Origin of the sequence: Kitasatospora sp. NPDC005751 (genome assembly GCF_040630835.1) — a bacterium.
Taxonomy (GTDB): Bacteria; Actinomycetota; Actinomycetes; order Streptomycetales; family Streptomycetaceae; genus Kitasatospora.
Genome location: NZ_JBEXYC010000003.1, coordinates 217,835 through 239,228 on the forward strand (window position 1 = coordinate 217,835; position 21,394 = coordinate 239,228).

Annotated in this window: 14 protein-coding genes; 10 read left to right on the forward strand and 4 right to left on the reverse strand. The window is 75.6% G+C overall.

From position 1 onward, the window contains the following. The first annotated feature begins 50 nt into the window (after positions 1 to 50). The 3 genes from ABZ497_RS05400 to pcrA all read left to right on the forward strand — a co-directional run bounded on the left by ABZ497_RS05400 (position 51) and on the right by pcrA (position 4,839). A complete protein-coding gene (locus ABZ497_RS05400; protein WP_329492133.1) occupies positions 51 to 1,397 on the forward strand; it encodes a PspC domain-containing protein in 1,347 nt (448 codons plus the stop codon). Then, positions 1,390 to 2,088 (forward strand): response regulator transcription factor, encoded by a 699-nt coding sequence (locus ABZ497_RS05405; protein ID WP_329488057.1) that lies wholly within the window; start codon positions 1,390 to 1,392, stop codon positions 2,086 to 2,088. The genes ABZ497_RS05400 and ABZ497_RS05405 overlap by 8 nt, the downstream gene beginning before the upstream one ends. A 117-nt stretch (positions 2,089 to 2,205) precedes the next feature. Continuing rightward, a complete protein-coding gene (gene pcrA / locus ABZ497_RS05410) occupies positions 2,206 to 4,839 on the forward strand; it encodes a DNA helicase PcrA (RefSeq protein WP_359803528.1) in 2,634 nt (877 codons plus the stop codon). A gap of 104 nt (positions 4,840 to 4,943) precedes the next feature. On the opposite strand, the gene ABZ497_RS05415 is transcribed toward pcrA, so the two are convergent. Then, entirely contained in the window at positions 4,944 to 5,753 is an 810-nt protein-coding gene (locus ABZ497_RS05415; protein WP_359803530.1) for a M23 family metallopeptidase, read from the reverse strand. Between the two features lie 351 nt (positions 5,754 to 6,104). Here ABZ497_RS05415 and ABZ497_RS05420 point away from each other — a divergent pair, with 351 nt between their 5' ends. Further along, positions 6,105 to 6,512, forward strand: coding sequence for a cobalamin B12-binding domain-containing protein (locus tag ABZ497_RS05420; RefSeq protein WP_329492132.1), 408 nt, complete (start codon positions 6,105 to 6,107; stop codon positions 6,510 to 6,512). A 243-nt stretch (positions 6,513 to 6,755) separates the two neighbouring features. Here ABZ497_RS05420 and ABZ497_RS05425 read toward each other — a convergent pair whose 3' ends face one another. Both ABZ497_RS05425 and ABZ497_RS05430 read right to left on the reverse strand, forming a co-directional pair. Then, on the reverse strand, positions 6,756 to 8,432 hold the full coding sequence (locus ABZ497_RS05425) for a DUF5691 domain-containing protein (protein ID WP_359803532.1): 1,677 nt from the start codon (positions 8,430 to 8,432) through the stop codon (positions 6,756 to 6,758). Positions 8,433 to 8,541: 109 nt separating this feature from the next. Continuing rightward, the gene (locus ABZ497_RS05430; protein ID WP_359803533.1) at positions 8,542 to 9,864 is read right to left on the reverse strand and encodes an SWIM zinc finger family protein; all 1,323 of its coding nucleotides are present in this window, start codon (positions 9,862 to 9,864) and stop codon (positions 8,542 to 8,544) included. A gap of 178 nt (positions 9,865 to 10,042) precedes the next feature. On the opposite strand from ABZ497_RS05430, the gene ABZ497_RS05435 reads away from it, so the two are divergent. From ABZ497_RS05435 to sucD, 5 genes are all read left to right on the forward strand, one after another. After that, positions 10,043 to 11,125 (forward strand): AAA family ATPase, encoded by a 1,083-nt coding sequence (locus tag ABZ497_RS05435; RefSeq protein WP_329488051.1) that lies wholly within the window; start codon positions 10,043 to 10,045, stop codon positions 11,123 to 11,125. 137 nt (positions 11,126 to 11,262) lie between these two features. Next, positions 11,263 to 13,584 carry a DUF5682 family protein gene (locus tag ABZ497_RS05440; protein WP_359803535.1) on the forward strand — a complete coding sequence of 774 codons (2,322 nt, stop codon included), beginning with the start codon at positions 11,263 to 11,265 and terminating at the stop codon, positions 13,582 to 13,584. A 78-nt stretch (positions 13,585 to 13,662) separates the two neighbouring features. Continuing rightward, positions 13,663 to 14,853, forward strand: coding sequence for a VWA domain-containing protein (locus ABZ497_RS05445; RefSeq protein WP_359803537.1), 1,191 nt, complete (start codon positions 13,663 to 13,665; stop codon positions 14,851 to 14,853). A 337-nt stretch (positions 14,854 to 15,190) separates the two neighbouring features. After that, a complete protein-coding gene (sucC, locus tag ABZ497_RS05450; RefSeq protein WP_329488047.1) occupies positions 15,191 to 16,363 on the forward strand; it encodes an ADP-forming succinate--CoA ligase subunit beta in 1,173 nt (390 codons plus the stop codon). A gap of 18 nt (positions 16,364 to 16,381) precedes the next feature. After that, positions 16,382 to 17,266, forward strand: coding sequence for a succinate--CoA ligase subunit alpha (gene sucD, locus ABZ497_RS05455; protein WP_329488045.1), 885 nt, complete (start codon positions 16,382 to 16,384; stop codon positions 17,264 to 17,266). 283 nt (positions 17,267 to 17,549) lie between these two features. Here sucD and ABZ497_RS05460 read toward each other — a convergent pair whose 3' ends face one another. Further along, the gene (locus ABZ497_RS05460; RefSeq protein ID WP_359803538.1) at positions 17,550 to 19,610 is read right to left on the reverse strand and encodes a LuxR C-terminal-related transcriptional regulator; all 2,061 of its coding nucleotides are present in this window, start codon (positions 19,608 to 19,610) and stop codon (positions 17,550 to 17,552) included. 135 nt (positions 19,611 to 19,745) lie between these two features. Between ABZ497_RS05460 and ABZ497_RS05465 the strand changes: the two genes are divergently transcribed. Continuing rightward, positions 19,746 to 21,383, forward strand: a complete 1,638-nt coding sequence (locus tag ABZ497_RS05465) for a DUF6350 family protein (protein WP_359803539.1) — start codon at positions 19,746 to 19,748, stop codon at positions 21,381 to 21,383. Positions 21,384 to 21,394 lie beyond the last annotated feature (11 nt).

A 21,394-nucleotide genomic window follows, 5' to 3' on the forward strand; every position in this document is an offset into this window, starting at 1 on the left:
GTAGCGAGCGCCCGCCGTACCGGCGGCTCTACCGGAGCCCGCAGGGCCGGATGCTCGGCGGTGTCGCGCACGGGCTCGCGGTGCACCTCGGGCTGCCGGTCGCCTGGGTCCGGGTCGCCTTCGTGCTGCTCTTCTTCGCGCAGGGGATCGGCGCACTGCTGTACGCGGCGTTCTGGTTCGTGGTGCCGATCGGCATCGGCGAGCCCGCGCAGCGCGGCGGCGCGCACTGGGTCTACGTCAACGGCGCCTTCGTGCCGGCCGGCTCCTGGCAGGCCTCCGGGGCGTCGGGGGCGGAGCTGAGCAAGGGTCGGCGCGGCTGGATCGGCCGGCTGCGCGAACTGCTGCAGCACGCGCTGCAGGGCGAGCCCGCCACGGCGGTGGCCGAGCCGGGCGGGGAGCCCGCCCCGGGGCGGGCCGGGCGGCGCCAGGGCGGTCTGGGGCAGCTCGCCGCGCTGGTCATGGTGGTGATCGGGCTGATCGCCCTGCTGAACGCGCTCGGCGTGCAGACCGCCCGGCCGTACACCTGGCCGCTGCTGGCGATCGGCGTCGGTGTCGCGCTGGTCTGGCGGCAGGCCGACGACTCCCGCTGGCAGCGCTGGTTCGGCCTGGAGGAGGGCGAGAAGCGGCGCGGGGCCTACACCCGGGTCGGCGGCGGTGTGCTGCTGGTGGTGGCCGGCACCATCGCCTTCCTCGCCATGCAGGGCAGCGGCTCCACGCTCGGCTCGGTGGTGGAGGCCTCGCTGGCGGTGCTGGCCGGCGTCCTGGTGCTGGTGGGCCCGTACGCGCTGCGGATGTGGCAGGACCTCGGCGCCGAGCGGACCGCCCGCATCCGCGCGCAGGAGCGCGCCGAGATCGCGGCCCACGTCCACGACTCGGTGCTGCACACCCTGACCCTGATCCAGCGCCGGGCCGAGGACCCGAAGGAGGTGCTGCGGCTCGCCCGGGCCCAGGAGCGCGAGCTGCGGCTCTGGCTCTACCGCCCGGAGGCGGTCGCCGAGGACGCGCCGGACACCATGGCGGAGAGCCTGCGCGCGGTGGTCGCCGAGGTCGAGGACCGGCACGGCGTCCCGGTGGAGCTGGTCGTGGTCGGCGACTGCCCGATGGACGAGCGGATCGCCGCGCAGATGCAGGCCGCGAGGGAGGCGACGGTCAACGCGGCCAAGTACGGTGGCGGGGGACCGGTCCAGGTCTACGCCGAGGTGGAGGGAGAGACGGTGTCGGTGTTCGTACGCGACCACGGCCCCGGCTTCGACCCCGACACGGTGCCCGAGGACCGGATGGGTGTCCGCGAGTCGATCATCGGCCGGATGAAGCGCAACGGCGGCACCGCACGGGTGCGGCCCGCGCCGGACGGCGGCACCGAGGTCGAGCTGGAGATGGAGAGAACGAATGACTGACGCAGCGCCGACGGGAGGGACCCCGGCCGAGGGCGGGGGGAGGGTCGCGCGGGTCGTACTGGTCGACGACCACCGGATGTTCCGGACGGGGGTGCGGGCCGAGATCGGGCGCACCGAGGTCACCGGCATCGACGTGGTCGGCGAGGCCGACGACGTGGAGTCGGCGGTCCGCGTGGTCGCCGAGACCAGGCCCGACGTGGTGCTGCTCGACGTCCACCTGCCGGGTGGCGGCGGGGTCGAGGTGCTGCGCCGCTCGGCCGGGCTGATGGGCGAGCAGGTGAAGTTCCTGGCGCTGTCCGTCTCGGACGCCGCCGAGGACGTCATCGGCGTGATCCGCGGCGGTGCCCGCGGCTACGTCACCAAGACGATCACCGGCACGGACCTGGTCAACGCCGTCTTCCGGATCGCCGACGGCGACGCGGTGTTCTCGCCGCGGCTGGCCGGCTTCGTGCTGGACGCCTTCGCCGCCACGGACACCCCGCCGGTGGACGAGGACCTCGACCGGCTGACCCAGCGCGAGCGCGAGGTGCTGCGGCTGATCGCGCGCGGCTACGCCTACAAGGAGATCGCGAAGCAGCTGTTCATCTCGGTGAAGACGGTGGAGAGCCACGTCTCGGCCGTGCTGCGCAAGCTCCAGCTGAGCAACCGGCACGAGCTGACCCGGTGGGCCACCGCCCGCCGCCTGGTCTGACGGCCCTCGCGACGCCGCTCGCGCCAGGGCCGACGGCCCTCGCGAGGCCGCCCGCCCGGCCCGGATTCCTCCGGGCCGGGCGGGCTTGTCAGTGCGGGGCCATAGACTCGGAGTGCCATGAGTAGCCTCTTTGACGACCTCCCGCTCCCCGGTTTCGAGGCCCCCGCCGCCGGGTCGAAGCAGCAGCCCGCCGCCGCCCCGACGACGCAGGAGCCGCCGCCGTTCGAGGACGACGTCCCGTACGACGCGTACGAGGAGGCGATCCCCGAGGGGCTGTTCCAGACCGACCACGCGGCCCAGGCCGAGCGGGACGCCTTCTACCGCAACGGCGCCGCCCGCCCGGTGGTGGACCCGGCCCAGCTGCTGGAGGGGATGAACGACCCGCAGCGCGAGGCGGTCCTGCACGCGGGCTCGCCGCTGCTCATCGTGGCCGGCGCCGGCTCCGGCAAGACGCGCGTGCTGACCCACCGGATCGCCCACCTGCTGGGCGCCCGCGGGGTGCAGCCGGGCGAGATCCTGGCGATCACCTTCACCAACAAGGCGGCCGGCGAGATGCGCGAGCGCGTCGAGCAGCTGGTCGGGCCGCGGGCCCGGGCGATGTGGGTGTCCACCTTCCACAGCGCCTGCGTGCGGATCCTGCGCCGGGAGAGCAAGCTCCTCGGCTTCACGTCCTCGTTCTCGATCTACGACTCGGCCGACTCGCAGCGGCTGATGTCCCTGGTCTGCCGGGACCTCGACCTGGACCCGAAGCAGTTCCCGCCGAAGTCCTTCACGGCCAAGGTCAGCAACCTCAAGAACGAGCTGATCGACGAGGAGACGTACGCCGACCAGGCGGCCAACCCGATGGAGAAGAAGCTGGCCGAGGCCTACTTCCTCTACCAGCGGCGGCTGCGCGAGGCCAACGCGCTCGACTTCGACGACATCATCATGACGACGGTGAACCTGCTCCAGGCCTTCCCCGACGTCGCGGAGCACTACCGGCGGCGGTTCCGGCACATCCTGGTCGACGAGTACCAGGACACCAACCACGCCCAGTACATGCTGGTCCGGGAGCTCAGCGGGGGCTCCGCCGCGGCCGCGCCGAAGCGCACCGTGGACGGCGACTACGTGGACCCGGCCGCCGGACGGCTGGCCGAGGTGCCGCCGGCCGAGCTGTGCGTGGTGGGTGACGCGGACCAGTCGATCTACGCCTTCCGCGGTGCGACGATCCGCAACATCCTCCAGTTCGAGGAGGACTACCCGAACGCGACCACGATCCTGCTGGAGCAGAACTACCGCTCCACGCAGACCATCCTGAGCGCCGCCAACGCCGTCATCGAGCGGAACACCAGCCGCCGCGAGAAGAAGCTCTGGACGGCCGGCGACCACGGCGAGAAGGTCGTCGGCTACGTCGCGGACGACGAGCACGGCGAGGCCCAGTTCATCGCCGACGAGATCGACCGGCTGACCGACCGGGGCGAGGCCAAGCCCGGCGACGTCGCGATCTTCTACCGGACCAACGCCCAGTCCCGGGTGTTCGAGGAGGTGTTCATCCGGGTCGGCCTGCCGTACAAGGTGGTCGGCGGGGTGCGCTTCTACGAGCGCAAGGAGGTCCGGGACGTCCTGGCGTACCTGCGGGTGCTCTCCAACCCGGAGGACACCGTGCCGCTGCGCCGGATCCTCAACGTGCCCAAGCGCGGCATCGGCGAGCGGGCCGAGGCGATGATCGACGCGCTCGCCGGGCGCGAGCGGATCTCCTTCGCGCAGGCGCTCCAGCGGGTCGACGAGGCGTACGGCATGGCCGCCCGCTCGGCGAACGCGGTGAAGAAGTTCAACGCCCTGATGGCCGGGTTGCGACAGGTCGTCGAGTCGGGTGCCGGGCCCGCCGCGGTGCTGGAGGCGGTGCTGGAGGAGACGGGCTACCTCGCCGAGCTGCAGTCCTCCACGGACCCGCAGGACGAGACGCGGGTGGAGAACCTCCAGGAGCTGGCCTCCGTCGCCCTGGAGTACGAGCAGGACCCGGGCGAGCGGCCCGACGCGGGGGAGGACGACGCGCCGCCGGTCGGCTCGCTGGCCGACTTCCTGGAGCGGGTCGCGCTCGTCGCGGACTCGGACCAGATCCCGGACGAGGACGAGGAGGGCCGGGGCGTCATCACGATGATGACCCTGCACACCGCCAAGGGGCTGGAGTTCCCGGTGGTCTTCCTGACCGGCATGGAGGACGGCATCTTCCCGCACATGCGGGCGCTCAACCAGGTCAAGGAGCTGGAGGAGGAGCGCCGGCTCGCGTACGTCGGCCTCACCCGGGCGCGGGAGCGGCTCTACCTGACGCGTTCGGTGCTGCGCAGTGCCTGGGGGCAGCCCTCGTACAACCCGGCCTCGCGGTTCCTGGAGGAGATCCCGGACACGCTGGTGGAGTGGAAGCGGACGGGCGCGGCGTCGGTGCCGGCCTCGCGCGGGTACTCCTCGGGGTCGTCCTGGGGCGGGAAGTCCGCCGGTTCGGGCGGCTCCTCCCGGGGCGCGTCGCGCGGTGCGGCGGCGGCGGCCTCACCGAAGGCGGGCTGGGGGCAGTCGGCCCGGCGGGCCGGTACGGCGGTCGAGCGCGAGGTCGTGGCCCTGGCGGTGGGGGACCGCGTCACCCACGACACCTTCGGCCTGGGCACCGTGGTGGCCACCGCCGGTGTCGGCGACAAGGCGCAGGCCACGGTGGACTTCGGGACGGAGGGGCGCAAGCAGCTGCTGCTGCGGTACGCGCCGGTGGAGAAGCTGTAGGGCCCGGCGGCGCGGGCCCGGGGTTCGACCCGGGTCCGCGCCGGGCCGGGGTGTGCGCGACCGGCGGGGCGGGGTCGGGGCGGGTGCGGCCCGGCGGGGCGCGGTCAGCGGGGGTCGACGCCCTGGGCGAGGAACCACGGCAGCGGGTCGACGGGGGCGCCGCCGCCGGCCGGGCGGATCTCGAAGTGCAGGTGCGGGCCGGTGCTGTTGCCGCTGCTGCCGACGAAGGCGATGACGTCGCCCGCCTTCACGGTCCCCTTGCGGATCTTGTACGACCGCAGATGGCAGTACCAGGCCTCGGTGCCGTCGGCCATCTTCAGTATCGACATGTAGCCGTACGACGGGTTCCACTGCGTGCGGATGACGCCGTCCGTGACCGCCATGACCTGGGTGCCGCCGTCGACGGGGAAGTCGATGCCGGTGTGGCGGGCCGCCCAGTGCGTGCCGGACGCGCCGAACATCTCGCCGAGCCCGCGCTGGGCGACCGGGAGGATGACCTTCGGGAGCTCGGGCTCCGGCGCCGGAGCCGGAGCGGCGAGCGCCGTCCCGCCCGCCGGGCCGGCGGGCTGGGTGCCGGAGAGCGGAGCCCGGGCGTCGCCGCGGGATGCCTGGTCGGCCTCGCCCGCGGCGAGGACCTGCTGGGCGGCGGCCCTGGCGGGCGCGGTGTCCGGGGCCTCGGCGGCCTGCTCGGGGGCCCGGCCGGCCGCCTGCGCACGCTGCTGGTCGGCCTCGCCCTGGACGGTCGCGGCGGCTGCCCCGGCCACTCCGAGGGCGGCCATCGACGGCAGCGCGACGCGCAGCAGGGCGGTCCGGGTGGCGGCCTTGGCGGCGCCGCGGCGCTGGGCGCGCGACTGCTCGCGGGCGGCCACCCGCAGCTCCGCACGGGTCGGGCGGCCGGCTGCGTCGGGAGCCATCGGGGGCTGCCTCCTCGGTGGACCTCGGGCACATCGTCGGGCGAGGGGAAGGGCGAGGGGAGGGACGGACGGAAAGGCGAGGGGAAAACAGCCGAGACTGTAGCCGTAACGCCGGGATCCGGACAAAAGTCCGTATGTCAAGAGGGGAGTTGGCGGCCTGCGGACGGAGCCGTCGGGGTATACCCGTCGGTAGCAAGGGGTGGGCCTGTGATTTTGCCCTCCTCTTGAGGGGCGGCACGGTCAGTCCGCCCGGGTGACGCTAACCTCCCCTCAGGTTGTTATTGCTGGTTAACCGCGCCCGTGCCCGACGAGGTCCGGTGGGTGGTGGACGACGAAGTCCAGGAGGCAGTGATGGGTGTGTCAGGCCCGATCCGTGTGGTGGTCGCCAAGCCCGGGCTCGACGGTCACGACCGCGGCGCCAAGGTCATCGCGCGTGCCCTGCGTGATGCCGGTATGGAGGTCATCTACACCGGCCTGCACCAGACGCCCGAGCAGATCGTCGACACCGCGATCCAGGAGGACGCGGACGGCATCGGGCTGTCGGTCCTCTCCGGGGCGCATATGACGCTCTGCGCGCGGGTGCTGGAGCTGCTGCGGGAGCGCGAGGCGGAGGACATCAAGGTCTTCTGCGGCGGCATCATCCCGGAAGAGGACATCGTCGAGCTCAAGGCGATGGGCGTCGCGGACATCTTCACCCCGGGGACGCCGACCCGGGACGTGGTGGCCTGGGTCGAAGCGAACCTGCGGGCCGCGAGCTGACCCCTCGGGCGGAGGTGTTCCGCGGGGCGCGCGCCTGCCGGGTACGCGCCCGCCGAAGTGCGCGCCTGCCGTAGCGCGCCCGCTGCGGGCGAGCGACTGCTTCCACCGAGCGACTGCTTCGACCGTGTGCCAGCCGGGTGCGTGCCCGAGGGGTGCGCGCCGGTGGGGTGCGCCTGCCGAGTGCTGGGCCGGGCCGGTGCGGGACACCCCCGTACCGGCCCGGCCGCGTTCCGGCGCGGGCGGTCAGGCGCCGAGTTCGGCGAGCATCGCCTCCCGGAAGCGCAGGGTGCCGGCCAGCCGGGAGAAGGTCTCGGCCCAGGCGCCGGCGGGCGCCGCCTCGGCGGCCAACTCCTCGACGGCGGTGGCCGTTGCGGGGGAGAGCGCGCGCTCCGTCATACCGAGCACCCCGCTGTGGCTCCACGGGTACGCCCCGGAGGCGGCCGCCCGGGCGAGCGCCGCGACGACGGCGGTGGACAGCGGCGGGGTCCACGGAGCCGCGCAGGCCCCGAGCAGTTGGAAGGCCTCGCCGAGGCCGTGCACCTCGATGAACGCGGCCGTCCAGACGGCGCGTTCGGCGGGCGGGAGGACGGCGAGCAGCTTGGCGGGGGCTCCGGTGCTCCGGGGGGCACGGGCGGCACGGCCGCCGCGGGACCCCGGTGCGGGGGCCGGGGCGGGGCCCAGCAACGCCCGTGCCCAGTCGGCGTCCTGCTGGCGGACGGCGGCCCTGGCCCAGGCCTCGCGCAGGTCGTCGGCCCAGCTGCTGTCGCTCTCGTCGAGGCTGTCGCCCACCCGGAGCCCGAGCAGCCGGCCCGGCGTCAGACCGGTGGACTCCGGCCACAGCGAGAGCGGCGTGGCGGCGATCACCTCGCCGAACCACCAGGCCCGCTCGCCGCGCCCGGTGGGCGACTTGAGTGGTATGCCGTCGCGCTGCATCGCGGTGTCGCACTCGGTGGGCGGGGTGACGAGCAGGTGCGTGCCGCGCTCGGAGAGGCGGACGGCGGCCCGGGCGCGCTCGGCCATCCGGTGGGCGAGCGTGGAGCCGGGGAGGGTGGAGAGCAACTCGGCCGCGGTGGCCCGGACGTTCTTGCTGCGATCGCCCAACGCGGCTTCGAGGAAGGGCTCGTCGGCGAGCGAGAGGCCGTCCTGGAGGGCGTCCAGGAAGAGCAGCCGGTCCTCGGCGCGCTCGGTGGGCCAGGTGCTCACCAGCAGGGCGAGGCCGGCGGCGGGGTCGCTCCGGCGCAGTGCGGTCAGATGGGTGACGCGCTCGGCGAAGAGCCCCTCGTGCCAGAGGTGGTGGTCCCCGGGAGCGGCGGCCGCCGCTCCGCCGGGTCCGTCCGGTCCGCCGGGCGCGGCCGTGCCGGCGGGCGCGTCGGTGGTGGTGCGGAGGACGAAGCGCCAGTCGGCGTTCCGGGCGGCGAGCCAGCGGCCCAGGGGGCCGGCCAGGGCCACGGCGTCGGGGCGCAGCTCGGTCCGGCCGCGGGCGGCGTCCAGCAGGGCAGGTACGGCGGCGGCGGGTGGGCGGAAGCCCCGGGCGCGGGCGGTGGCGAGCCACTGCGGGAGCAGTTCGGTGAGGTTGGCGAGGGTGCCGGGGGATCCGGCGCCCCGGCTGCCGAGCAGGAGGGTGAGCCGGCGGGCCGCGGGGGTGGGCAGTTCGGGCCGGTGGTCCTCGGGGGCGGGGGCGGCGAGCAGGGCGGTGACGGCCTCGCCGGCGGGGGCCGGGCGGGCTCCGGCGCGGCGGCGGACGGTCTCCAGGGCGGCGAGTTCGAGCAGGGCGGTGGCCGGGTCGGTGCGGTCGACGGCCAGGTGGGCGGCGGAGTCACCGGCGGCCGGGGGCGGCAGGGGGCGGCGGTCGGTGCCGAGGAGGGCGGTGGTGTGGAGGGACTCCCAGGGGTCGGTCGGGGTCGGGGCGGTGGGCGGCACGCGGGGCTCCTGCGGGTCGGTGGGTGCTGGTCGGAGGCTCTCGGGCGGGTGGGGCGCCGGGGCCCGCGGCGGGCCCGTGGGCCGCGCGGGCCGGTCCCCGCTTCGGGGCCTACCCGGTGGTGAGGTCGATCGGGCGGTGGTCCGCGCCCCAGGCGGTGACCGGGGCGAAACCGTGGTGGCCCTGCTCACCGAAGACGGTGAGGGGGCGGCCGGTGGAGACGGCCGCGAGGCGCCAGAGGGCCGCTTCGGGGGTGGCACCACGGTGGACCGGGAGCGTGTGCCGGCCGTCGGTGAGCTGCCAGCCGTCGGGGGTGAGGACCGGGACGACGCCGGTCAGGACGGCCGGCCAGGCGTCGAGCCAGGGATCGTCCGCGACGGCGTCGCCGTAGGCGGCGACCGCTTCGGCGGGGGTGAGCCCGGGCGGCGGGGCGGCGGGGCCCTGGCCGGGGGCGTCGTAGCGGGTGCCGAGGGCGGCGCGCAGGGGGCGGGCCCCGGGGTGGAAGGCGAGTTCGGCCTCCAGCAGGTGGCCGGTGGGGAGGGCGAGGTCGGGTGCCCGGCCGGGGCGGCCGAAGGCGAGGAGCAGGGCGGCCCGGCCGGTCTTCGCGCCGCGCAGCCAGAGCCGGCGGGTGGTGAGGCGTTCGTCCGCTGTGCCGTCCAGCGGGGAGGTGCGGCTGCCGAGGACGTACCAGCGGTCGCGGACGGTGGGGCCGGCCAGTACCTCGGCGGCGTCGGTGGTGTAGCCGACCCGGGCCCGGACGGTGGCGGCCAGCGGGGCGGGCAGGTCGTCGATCCGGGTGGCGGCGGTGGCGAGCAGATGGAGCATGGCGTACTCCTCCAGGAGGTCGGGCCCGGTGACGGCGTCGAGTTCGCGGACGCGGGTGGCGAGGCCGGGGGCCTGGGCGTCGACCATCCGGGCGGCGACCTCCTCCCAGGGGCCGGCGGCGGACGGGTCCGCGAGGCCGTGGCGGACCCGGTCGGCCAGCCGCAGACGCAGCTCACCGGCGCCGGCGGCCACCCGGGCGTGGCGCTTCTCGGCCCGGCGGAGGGCGGCGGCCGGGTCGGCCGCGGCGGTGGCGCCGGTCGCCCGCCGCTCGGCGCGGTCGCGGCGCTCGGCCAGCCAGTCGGACGCCCAGTCGGAAGGCTCGCCGGCCGGGACGGCCTCGGGGGTGCCGCTCCAGAGCAGCAGCAGCCCGAGCGCGTGCTTGCAGGGGAACTTCCGGCTCGGGCAGGTGCACGAGTAGGCGGGCGTGGCCAGCTCGACGGCGGTGCGGTAGGGCGTCCGGCCGCTGCCCCTGCACTCGCCCCAGAGCGCGGCGCCGTCGGTGCCCGTGGCCGACCAGGGCGCGGGCGAGGAGAGCTTGCCCGCGGCCTTCTGCGAGCTCGCGTCGGGTGCCAGGGACAGGACGTGTTCGGTGCTCCAGCGTTCCTCCATGCCGACGACGGTAGGCGGAGGGACTGACAGGCCGGGTGGTCGAACTGAGGTCCGGTCAGGATTGTCAGTGGTCCGGTGCAGGGTGGTTCCCACAGGCCGGGACGCCGACCTGGCTCCCCCCGATCACCTCGCCGCCCGCCACCGGTGTGTCCGGCGGCCGACCCGAAGGAGCCCCCTGATGACCGACGTTCTGCGGCAGCACGCGGAGGACGCCTTCGCGGCGGAACTGGCCGCGCTGGCCGCGCAGGACGACCGCCCGCGTCCCGAGCGCTGGAAGCTCTCGCCGTGGGCCGTCGCCACCTATCTGCTCGGTGGCGAGCTGCCGGACGGCACCGTGGTCACCCCCAAGTACATCGGCCCGCGGCGGATCGTCGAGGTCGCCGTGACGACGCTGGCCACGGACCGGGCGCTGCTGCTGCTCGGCGTGCCCGGCACCGCGAAGACCTGGGTGTCGGAGCACCTCGCGGCGGCGATCAGCGGCGATTCGACCCTGCTGGTCCAGGGGACGGCCGGTACGCCGGAGGAGGCCGTCCGGTACGGCTGGAACTACGCCCAGCTGCTGACCAACGGTCCGAGCCGGGCGGCGCTGGTGCCCTCGCCGCTGATGCGGGCGATGGCGGACGGGAAGATCGCCCGGGTCGAGGAGCTGACCCGGATCCCGGCGGACGTCCAGGACAGTCTGATCACCATCCTGTCGGAGAAGACGCTGCCGATACCGGAGTTGGGCGGCGAGACGCAGGCCGTGCGCGGGTTCAACCTGATCGCCACGGCGAACGACCGGGACCGCGGCGTCAACGAGCTGTCGAGCGCCCTGCGCCGACGGTTCAACACCGTGGTGCTGCCGCTCCCCGGCTCGCTGGAGGAGGAGGTGGACATCGTCACCCGGCGGGTCGACCAGCTCGGGCGCTCGCTGGAACTCGCGCCACTGCCCGGTGGAGCCGAGGAGATCAGGCGGGTGGTGACGGTCTTCCGGGAGCTGCGGGCCGGCCTCACGGTGGACGGCCGGACGAAGGTGAAGACGCCGAGCGGCACGCTGTCGACGGCCGAGGCCATCTCGGTGGTGACCAACGGTCTGGCGCTGGCCACCCACTTCGGGGACGGCGTGCTGCGGGCCGGCGACGTCACGGCCGGCATCCTCGGCGCCGTCGTCCGGGATCCGGTGGCGGACCAGGTGGTCTGGCGCGAGTACGTCGAGGGCGTGCTGCGCGAGCGGGACGGCTGGAAGGACTTCTACCGCGCCGCCCGGGAGAACGCCCGCTGACGCCATGGCAGTTCATGGCGGTTCAAGGCAGTTCGCGGCAGTTCAAGGCGGTCCAAGGCAGTTCAGAGCAGTGCTGAGCAGTGCTGAGCAGTTCGATTCAGTCCGAGTCAGTTCGAGGCACGAGGAGGGAGGGCGCGATGAGCGCGGAGGTGACGCTGCTGGGCGTACGGCACCACGGTCCCGGCTCGGCCCGCGCGGTGGCCGCCGCACTGGAGCAGTTGCGGCCGGACGCGGTGCTGATCGAGGGCCCGCCGGAGGCCGATCCGATCGTCGGGCTGGCGGCCGAAAAGGACATGGTGCCACCGGTCGCCCTGCTTGCCCACGTCGTGGACGACCCGGCCAGGGCCGCGTTCTGGCCCTATGCCGAGTTCTCCCCGGAGTGGGTGGCGATCCGGTACGGACTCGACGCCGGTGTACCGGTCCGCTTCATCGACCTCCCGGCGGCCTACGGCCTCGCCGAGGAGCGGGAGCAGCCGGAGGAGCCGGACCGGGCAGCGGAGCCGGAGCGGGCGGCGGACCCGATCGGGATGCTCGCCGAGGCCGCCGGCAGCGACGACCCGGAGCGCTGGTGGGAGGACGTGATCGAGCACCGCTCGCCCGGTACCGACGCGCTGGCCCCGTTCGCCGCGGTCGCCGAGGCGATGGCGGCGCTGCGCGAGGACGTCGCGCCCGGCGGGCCCGTCCGGCGCGACGACCTGCGGGAGGCGTACATGCGCCAGCAGATCCGGGCCGCCAAGCGGGCCGGGCACCGGCGGATCGCCGTGGTCTGCGGGGCGTTCCACGTCCCGGCGCTGGCCGTGCTGCCGACCGTCGCGCACGACCGGGCGGTGCTGGCCGGCCTGCCGAAGAAGGTGCGCACCGACATCACCTGGGTGCCGTGGACGCACCGCCGGCTCTCCCAGCAGAGCGGTTACGGCGCCGGGATCGTCTCGCCGGGCTGGTACCACCACCTGTTCACCACCACGGGTGATCCGGTGCCGCTCTGGTTGACCAGGGCCGCCGACCTGCTGCGGGCCGAGGACCACCCGGTCTCCTCGGCGCACGTGATCGAGGCCGTCCGGCTGGCCCGGACGCTGGCGGTGATGCGCGGCCGCCCGCTCGCCGGCCTGACCGAGACCCTGGACGCCGTCCGCTCGGTGATGTGCGACGGCTCGGACGTCGCACTGGCGCTGGTGCACGACCGCCTGGTCACCGGGGACGTCCTCGGCGGGGTGCCGGACGGCGCTCCGGCGGTGCCGTTGCAGCGGGACCTGACCCGGCTGCAGCGCTCGCTGCGGCTGAAGCCGGCGGTCGAGCCGCGGGAGTTGGACCTGGACCTGCGCAAGGAGAACGACGCGGCCCGCTCCCGGCTGCTGCACCGGCTGCGGCTGCTCGGCATCGACTGGGGCGTGCCGAGCCGCTCCGCCGTCACCTCGACGGGCACCTTCCGGGAGAGCTGGCGGCTCTGCTGGCAGCCCGAGTTCGCCGTCCGGATCGCCGAGGCCGCCCAGTGGGGCACCACCGTCGAGGAGGCGGCGACCGGCCGGGCGGTCGGCGCGGCGCGGGCCGCGGTGGAGCTCGCCGAGCTGACCGCCCTGGTCGAGACCTGCCTGCTGGCCGGGCTGGCCGACGCGCTGCCCGCCGTGATGCGGATCCTCGCCGACTGCGCCGCGCTCGACACCGACGTCGCCCAGCTGGCCGGGGCGCTGCCGGCGCTGGTCCGCGCGCTGCGCTACGGCGACGTCCGCGGCACCGACCACCGTGCGCTCGGCGAGGTCGCGACGGGCCTCGCCGACCGGATCTGCGTCGGGCTGCCGCCCGCCTGCACCGGGCTGGACGCGGCCGGCGCGGAGGCGGTGCGCGGCCGGCTCGACGAGGTGCACGGCGCGATCGGCCTGCTGGAGCCGGGCGGCGGGCTCGCCGACCGGTGGGCCGGGACGCTGCGGGCGCTCGCCCGCCGCGAACCGGTCGGCGGTCCGGCCACGGGCGTGCCCGGCCTGCTGCGCGGGCGCGCCGTCCGGCTGCTGCTGGACGACGGACGGCTCGACTCCGAGGAGGCCGGCCGCCGGATGGGCCTCGTCCTCTCGGCGGCCAACGCCCCGGCGGACGCGGCCGGCTGGGTGGAGGGCTTCCTCAGCGGCGGCGGCGCCCTGCTGCTGCACGATCCCCGGCTGCTCGGCCTGCTCGACGGGTGGCTGACGGCGGTGCCGGCCGAGGTCTTCACCGATGTGCTGCCGCTCCTGCGCCGCACCTTCTCCGCGCTGGAGGCGGGCGTCCGCACCACCGTCGGCAGCAGGGTCGCGGCCGGTCCGCTGGGCACCGAGCCGGTGGCGGCGGCGGGCACGGGCCCCGAGCTGGATCCGGCCCGCGCCGACGCGGCGCTGCCCGTGGTCGCCCTGCTGCTCGGCCTGCCCGGCTGCCCGGTCCACCCCGCGGGGCCGCCGCGGATCCCCCGACAGGCCGAGGGCCGCGACACCTGACCCCGCACCCGACGCGCCCGACGCGATGCACCCGCACCCGACGACGCACCTGACCCGATGGACCGGAAGGAGCACCCGATGGCAGAGGCCACCACCCCCGCCGCTCCCGTCACCCTCGCCGCCGAGGAGCGGCTGCGCCGCTGGCGGCTGGTGCTCGGCGGCGAGGCGGACGGCACCGGCAGCGCGCTGCGCGGCCGGGACGCCGCGATGGACGGCGCGCTCGCCGCGCTGTACCGGGGCACGCCGCAGGAGGGCCGGGCCGGGCGGTCCGGCCGGCGCACCGCGGGGCTGGGCGGTTCGGCGCCGCAGGTGGCCCGGTGGCTCGGGGACATCCGCGAGTACTTCCCGACCAGCGTCGTCCAGCTGATGCAGCAGGACGCCATCACCCGCCTCGGCCTGGACCGCCTGCTGCTGGAGCCGGAGATGCTGGAGGCCGTCGAGCCCGACGTCCACCTGGTCGCCACCCTGCTCTCGTTGAAGCACGCGCTGCCCGAGACCACCCGGGAGAGCGCCCGTGCGGTGGTCGGCAAGGTGGTCGCCGAGCTGGAGCGCCGGCTCGCCGACCGCACCCGGGCCACCCTGGGCGGCGCGCTGGACCGCAGCGCCCGGGTGAACCGCCCGCGCCACCGCGACATCGACTGGGACCGCACCATCCGGGCCAACCTGAAGAACTACCTGCCCGAGCACGGCACCGTCGTCCCCGAGCGGCTGGTCGGCTACGCCCGGGCGCAGCGCGCGGTGAAGAAGGACGTGATCCTCTGCATCGACCAGTCCGGCTCGATGGCCCCCTCGGTGGTGCACTCGGCGGTGTTCGGCGCGGTGCTGGCCTCGATGAGGACGCTGGACACCCGGCTGGTGGTCTTCGACACCTCGGTGGTCGACCTCACCGAGCAGCTCGGCGACCCGGTGGACGTCCTGTTCGCGACCCGGCTCGGCGGCGGCACCGACATCAACCGCGCGCTGGCCTTCTGCCAGTCGAGGATCACCCGCCCGTCCGAGACCGTCGTGGTGCTGATCAGCGACCTCTACGAGGGCGGCATCCGGAACGAGATGCTCAAGCGGGTGGCGGCGATGAAGGCGGCCGGCGTCCAGTTCGTCGCGCTGCTCGCGCTCTCCGACGAAGGGGCGCCCGCGTACGACCACGCGCACGCGGCCGCCCTGGCCACGCTCGGCGCCCCCGCGTTCGCCTGCACGCCGGACGCGTTCCCGGACGTCATGGCGGCGGCGATCGAGAAGCGGCCGATCCCCGTCCCGCCGCAGGGCGGGTAGCGACCGGGTGCGCGGGTTCACCCGGACGAGCGAACCCGGGCCCGGCCCCACCGCTGATCTGCGCACCTGCTGAGCAGGGCGCGCGGCAGCCGGTCGGGGCCTGGCTGTGACGGTTCTCACCCAAGCCGGGCCGGTCCCGGGCGAAACACGCCTGCCGTCCGGGGATAACCTGCCAGACGGACGTGACGCGCGTGTTGATTGACGTGTGCGCCCGTGGCTGTGTGGGCCGCAAGGCCGTACCTCTGCGTACCCGCACCGCCCCGACGACCCGCAGCGAAGATCCTGCCGTGGCACGCTCGTAGAGACACAATCCGCGACCACGAACAAGGACAAACACGTGGACCTGTTCGAGTACCAGGCGAGGGACCTCTTCGCCAAGCACGGGGTTCCCGTGCTTGACGGTGATGTCATCGAGACCGCCGCAGACGCTGCCGCCATCGCGGAGCGCTTCGGCGGCCGCGCCGTCGTCAAGGCTCAGGTGAAGGTGGGCGGCCGAGGCAAGGCCGGTGGCGTGAAGCTCGCCGCCGACCCGGCGGACGCCGTCGCCAAGGCCGAGGCGATCCTCGGGATGGACATCAAGGGCCACACCGTTCACAAGGTGATGCTGGCCCAGACGGCGGACATCAAGGAGGAGTACTACGTCTCCTTCCTGCTGGACCGCACCAACCGCACCTTCCTGGCCATGGCCAGCGTGGAGGGCGGTGTGGAGATCGAGGTCGTCGCGGAGGAGAACCCCGAGGCGCTCGCCAAGATCCCGGTCGACGCCAACGAGGGCTGCACCCCGGAGAAGGCCGCCGAGATCGTCGCCGCCGCGAAGTTCCCGGCGGAGATCGCGGACCAGGTCGCCGATGTCCTGCAGAAGCTCTGGGTCGTCTTCATCAAGGAGGACGCCCTCCTCGTCGAGGTCAACCCGCTGATCAAGTCCGGCGACGGCAAGATCATCGCGCTCGACGGCAAGGTTTCCCTGGACGAGAACGCCGAGTTCCGCCAGCCCGAGCACGAGGCGCTCGAGGACAAGGCCGCCGCCAACCCGCTGGAGGCGGCGGCGAAGGCCAAGGGCCTGAACTACGTCAAGCTCGACGGCCAGGTCGGCATCATCGGCAACGGCGCGGGTCTCGTCATGAGCACCCTCGACGTGGTCGCCTACGCGGGCGAGAGCCACGGCGGCGTCAAGCCCGCCAACTTCCTCGACATCGGCGGCGGCGCGTCCGCCGAGGTCATGGCGAACGGCCTGGAGATCATCCTGGGCGACCCCGACGTCAAGTCGGTCTTCGTCAACGTCTTCGGTGGCATCACCGCGTGCGACGCCGTCGCGAACGGCATCGTGCAGGCCCTGGCCCTGCTGGAGTCCAAGGGCGAGAACGTCTCCAAGCCGCTGGTCGTCCGCCTGGACGGCAACAACGCCGAGCTTGGTCGCAAGATCCTCGACGACGCCAACCACCCGCTGGTGCAGCGCGTCGACACCATGGACGGCGCCGCCGACCGTGCCGCCGAGCTGGCCAACAAGTAAGGAAGGGGACTTAACACCATGGCTATCTTCCTTACCAAGGACAGCAAGGTCATCGTCCAGGGCATGACCGGCTCCGAGGGCATGAAGCACACCCGCCGCATGCTCGCCTCGGGCACCCAGATCGTCGGTGGCGTGAACCCGCGCAAGGCCGGCACCACGGTCGACGTCGACGGCACCGACGTGCCCGTCTTCGGCTCCGTCGCCGAGGCCATCGAGAAGACCGGTGCCGACGTCACCGTCATCTTCGTGCCGCCGAAGTTCACCAAGGACGCCGTCGTCGAGGCCATCGACGCCGAGATCGGCCTCGCGGTCGTCATCACCGAGGGTGTCCCGGTCCACGACTCGGCCGCCTTCTGGGCGTACGCGGGCTCGAAGGGCAACAAGACCCGGATCATCGGCCCGAACTGCCCGGGCCTGATCAGCCCCGGACAGTCCAACGCCGGCATCATCCCGGCGGACATCACCCAGGCCGGCAAGATCGGCCTGGTGTCGAAGTCCGGCACCCTGACCTACCAGCTCATGTACGAGCTGCGGGACATCGGCTTCTCCTCGGCCGTGGGCATCGGCGGTGACCCGGTCATCGGGACCACCCACATCGACGCTCTCAAGGCCTTCCAGGAGGACCCGGAGACCGAGCTCATCGTCATGATCGGTGAGATCGGTGGCGACGCCGAGGAGCGTGCCGCGGCCTACATCGCCGAGCACGTCACCAAGCCGGTCGTCGGCTACGTCGCGGGCTTCACCGCCCCCGAGGGCAAGACCATGGGCCACGCCGGCGCCATCGTCTCCGGCTCCTCGGGCACCGCGCAGGCGAAGAAGGAGGCCCTGGAGGCCGCCGGCGTCAAGGTCGGCAAGACGCCGTCCGAGACCGCCCGCCTGGCGCGCGAGCTGATCAACGGCTGACGCTCGCCCCGCGCATCGAGCGCCCCGTCCGGATCTCCGGGCGGGGCGCTCGCCGTTGTGGCGGGGCCTGCGGCCGGGAGAGCGGCGGCCCTACCGCGCGCCGATCCGGCCGCGGCTCCGGCCGTCGCCGGTGAGGTGTGCCCCGTCGTCCAGTCGCCCCGTCGTCCAGTCGCCCCGTCGCCCCGTCGTCCAGTCGCCCCGTCGCCCCGGCGTCCCGGCGCCCCGGCGTCCCGGGGTCCGACCTGGCCCGGGTCGGACGCCGGGGACTCCGTCGGCGGGCCGCTCAGCGGTCCGCCGGGCAGGGGAGGAGCGACCAGCGGGTGCAGGCCGCCGGCCCGCCCGCCGAGCCGGGCGGGGGCAGGGCCGCCGCGGCGCGCGCGGCGGCCGGCAGCTCCCACAGCGGCGCCCGGGGCGGCGGCGGGTCCGCCACGACCGGCTCGACCCCGGGCGTCGGACTGCACCAGAGGCTGCGGATGCCCGTCGGCGGACCGTCCGGGACGAGCGGCACGGCGGAGCCGTTGACCGCGCCGCAGACCGCCTGCTTCGGCGGCTCGGGGGCCCGGTGGAACAGCGACCCCGGGCCGCTGCCGGCCAGTGTCGCCGCCGCCGCGCCGCCGACCGCCACCGTGATCAGCACCGCCGCCCCGGTCCGGGTGGCGTTCGCCAGCCGGTGCCGGGCGCGCAGCACCGGCACCGGAGGCCGTTGCGGCTCCGGGCAGCCGCGGACGGCGGCCCGGTGCAGCAGTCCGGCGAGCCCGTCGGCGAAACCCTCGGCGGCCGGATCGGGCCCGACCAGGTCCGGTACCCACTCCGCCAACGCCGCCCGGGCGGCCCACACCCGGCCCTCGGCGGCCGCCACGGTCGACTCCACCTCGACGGCCACGGCGGCGGCGGGCAGGCCCAGGCCGTCGTGCAGCACCAGCGCCCGGCGCTGCGGGCGGGAGAGCCGCCTGAGCGCCTTGAGCAGTGCGCGGTCCCGGTCGGTGAGCCGGTCGTGGTCCGGCAGTACGGCCTGCGACTCGTCGGCCGGGCGGACCTTGATCCGCCGGTGCGGCAGCCGCCAGACGTGCGTCCGCCGCGGACCGCCCCGGTGCCACGGCGAGAGCGCCGCCTCACAGGCCCGCGCCCGCACCCAGCCCTCCGGATCGGCCCCGGCCGCCACCTCGTCCCAGTGGCGGCGCGCCTCGCCGAAGGCCAGCCGCACGCAGTGCACGGCGCGGTGCTTGCAGGAGGTGAGCAGGAAGACCTGTTGGACCAGGCGGGTGTGGGCGGCCTCGTACAGCTCCTCGAAGGACGGTACGGGTACGGCGTCCAGGGGCTCCGCGGTCGCACCTGCCGCGTTCGCGGCGGCCAGCGCGGCGGCGGCGGGCCTGTGGTCGTTCGGCTCGGGGGCGCTCCCGCCGTCGGTGCGAGGCGACCCGGCGGGTGCGGGGCCCTCGGCGGGGTTCGTCCGGGCGGGCGGCTTCGCGGCGGTGCCGGCCGGCCTGCCGCCGTTCGGCCGGGACGGTGCGCCTGACGCCGGTCCGGTCCGGGGGGCGGTGCGGCCGTCGGTGCGGGGCGTCCCGGCGGCGGCGGGGGTGTTCACCGCGCCGGTGGCCGGGGCGTCGGGTGTGCCGTCGTCGGTGCGGGGCGTCCCGGAGGCGGCGGGGGTGTGCGCGGCGCCGGCCTTGCCGCCGTTCGGCCGGGGTGTCCCGGGGCGCGTGGGGTTCGAGTCTGCGGCGGGTCGCGGCGTGGGGGCCTCCTCCCCGGGGCGCGGGGCTCCGTGGGAGGCGGCGTCGCCCGGGCCGGTCGGCCGGGCCTCGGTGTGCCCGCGCCGTTCCCGCCCGGCCGGTTGCTCCACCGGGGTGCCGGGCCCCGGCGTGTCCGGCGGGCCCGCCGGACCGCCGGAGGCGCCCTGAGCGGGGCTCAGCAGTGCGGCGAAGGCGACGATCTCGGCGTGGGTCCGCGTGCCGAGCTTGCGCATGGCCCGGTGCTGGTAGCTGCGTGCGGTGGCCGGGGTGACGCCGAGCGCCGCCGCCGACTGGGCGAGGTCCCGGCCCGCCGCGAGGTGGGCGAGGGCCTGGGCTTCACGCGGCGTCAACTGCCGCAGCAGCCGGAGCGCCTCGCTCTGCCCTACGGCCGGCCCGTTCGCCTCGGTGGCCCGGCCGGGCCCGGCGGCACCGGCGACACCCGCAGCACCTGCGGCGGCCTGCGCCCCCCGGCCCCGTTCGGTCCGGCCCTTTCCGGGGCGTTCCTTCCGGGGGCGTCCCTGGGGTGCCGGGGGGTCGGCGGACCCGGCGGTCCGGGCGGGGTGGTTGGCGGCGGCGGCGTCGGCCGGGCGCTCGGCGGTCGGCGGCGTGGTCATCAGACGCTCCGGGCCGGAGCGGGGGCGACGGCATGAGGGCAGGGTCTGAAAATGCGCATAAGCCAATAATCTGGGACACGACGGTGGTTTGCCTCTTCACGGAGCATGGCGAGTCGCCTTGGCACCATGAGGCGCATGACGCAGCTGATGGGCCGTCCGATCCTGGAAGTGCCGGGCGAGCTGGGCGCCAGACCCGTCCTGGCCGACGTGCTCACCGGGGTGCGGACGGCGCTGCTCGGTCTGGCGGTGGTCGCCGTCCCGGTCCTCGGGCTCTGGGTGGTGACCCCGTACGCGGACGACGGCGCGGCCGGCGCCGTCCGGCTGGCCGGGGCGCTCTGGCTGCTCGGGCACGGCGCGCCGGTGCTCCGCGGCGCCCTGGACGCCCCGCTGACCGTGACTCCGCTGCTGCTCGGCCTGCTGGCGGTGGGCCAGCTCCACCGCGCGGGTGCCCGGGCGGCGGCCCGGCGCCGGCTGCGGCCGCGCTGGAGCGGCCCGTTGGCGGTGTGGTCCGGCTACTGCGCGGTCGCCGTGGTGGTGGTCGCGCAGTGTTCGGGCGCGGGCCTGTTCCGGGCGCGGGTGCTGCCGGACGTCCTGGTGGTGGCGCTGGTGGCGGCCGTCGCGACGGCCGTCGGCGCCCGGGCGACGGGGGCGCCCTCACCGAGGTCCGGACCGGCGTCCTGGCCGGCCTCCTGGACGGCGCCCTGGCGGGTGCTCCGGCGGCGGGCGCTGGACGGGCTGCCCGCCTGGGCCCGCCTGGACGGGGGTGCGGCGGCGATCCGGTCGGCGGCGCTGGCCGCCGGTGCGGGGCTGGTGGCGGCGGGTGCGGCGGTGGTCGCGGTGGCGGCGCTGCTGGACGCGGTGACCGGGGGCGGCCACGGCACGGTGGCGCTCGCGCAGGGCCCGGCCGCGGTCGCCGGACTGCTGCTGCTCAGCGTGGCACTGCTGCCGAACGCGGTGCTCTGGGGGACGGCCTACGCGCTGGGCCCGGGCTTCGCGGCGGGTGCGGGGACGGTGGTGGCGCCGTCCGGCACGGTGCGGGGGCCGGTGCCGGACTTCCCGCTGTTCGCCCTGCTGGCGGAGCCCGGCGCGGGCGGTTGGCGGCAGCTGGTCTGCCTGCTGCCGGCCCTGGCCGGGGTGGTCCCGGCCGTCCTGATCGGCCGTGCGGCGGCCGGGGCCCGGTACCCGGGTGGCGCGGACCGGACCATCCGGCAGCGGGAGGAGCCGGCGCCGGCCCGGCCCGGTGCGTGGCGGCCGGCGGGGACGGCCGTCGCCGTGCTGGCGGTGGCCCTGCTGACCGGTGCGGCCGCCGCGGTGCTCGGCTGGCTCTCCGGCGGGGCGCTGGCCGGCGGCCGGATGGCGGAGCTGGGCCCGGTGCCGTGGCGGACGGGGCTGGCGGCGGCGGGCTGGATCGCCGCGGTGGCCGTCCCGGGGGCCCTGCTGACCCGGGCCCGGGTCGCGGCCCGGACGTCGGCCACCACGGCGGCGGCCGGTGCGGACACCGGACTCGATACCGACGCGGTCGGCCTGCCCCGGGGCGGGACTGTCGGCGTTCCCGCAACCGTCGGCGTTCCCGCAACCGTCGGCGTTCCCGGAACCATCGGCGTGCCCGGGGCCGTCGTCGCCCCCGGGAGCGGCGCGATCGCCGGCCGCGCGCGCCGGGGCGTGCTGTGGCTGCGCGCCCGCGCGTACGCCGTGGTGCTGCGGCTGGGTCGGTCGGCCGACGGCGCGGAGGCGGCCGCGGAGGACGCGACCGGCCTGGAGGAGCTGGACTGACGGCGCCGCCG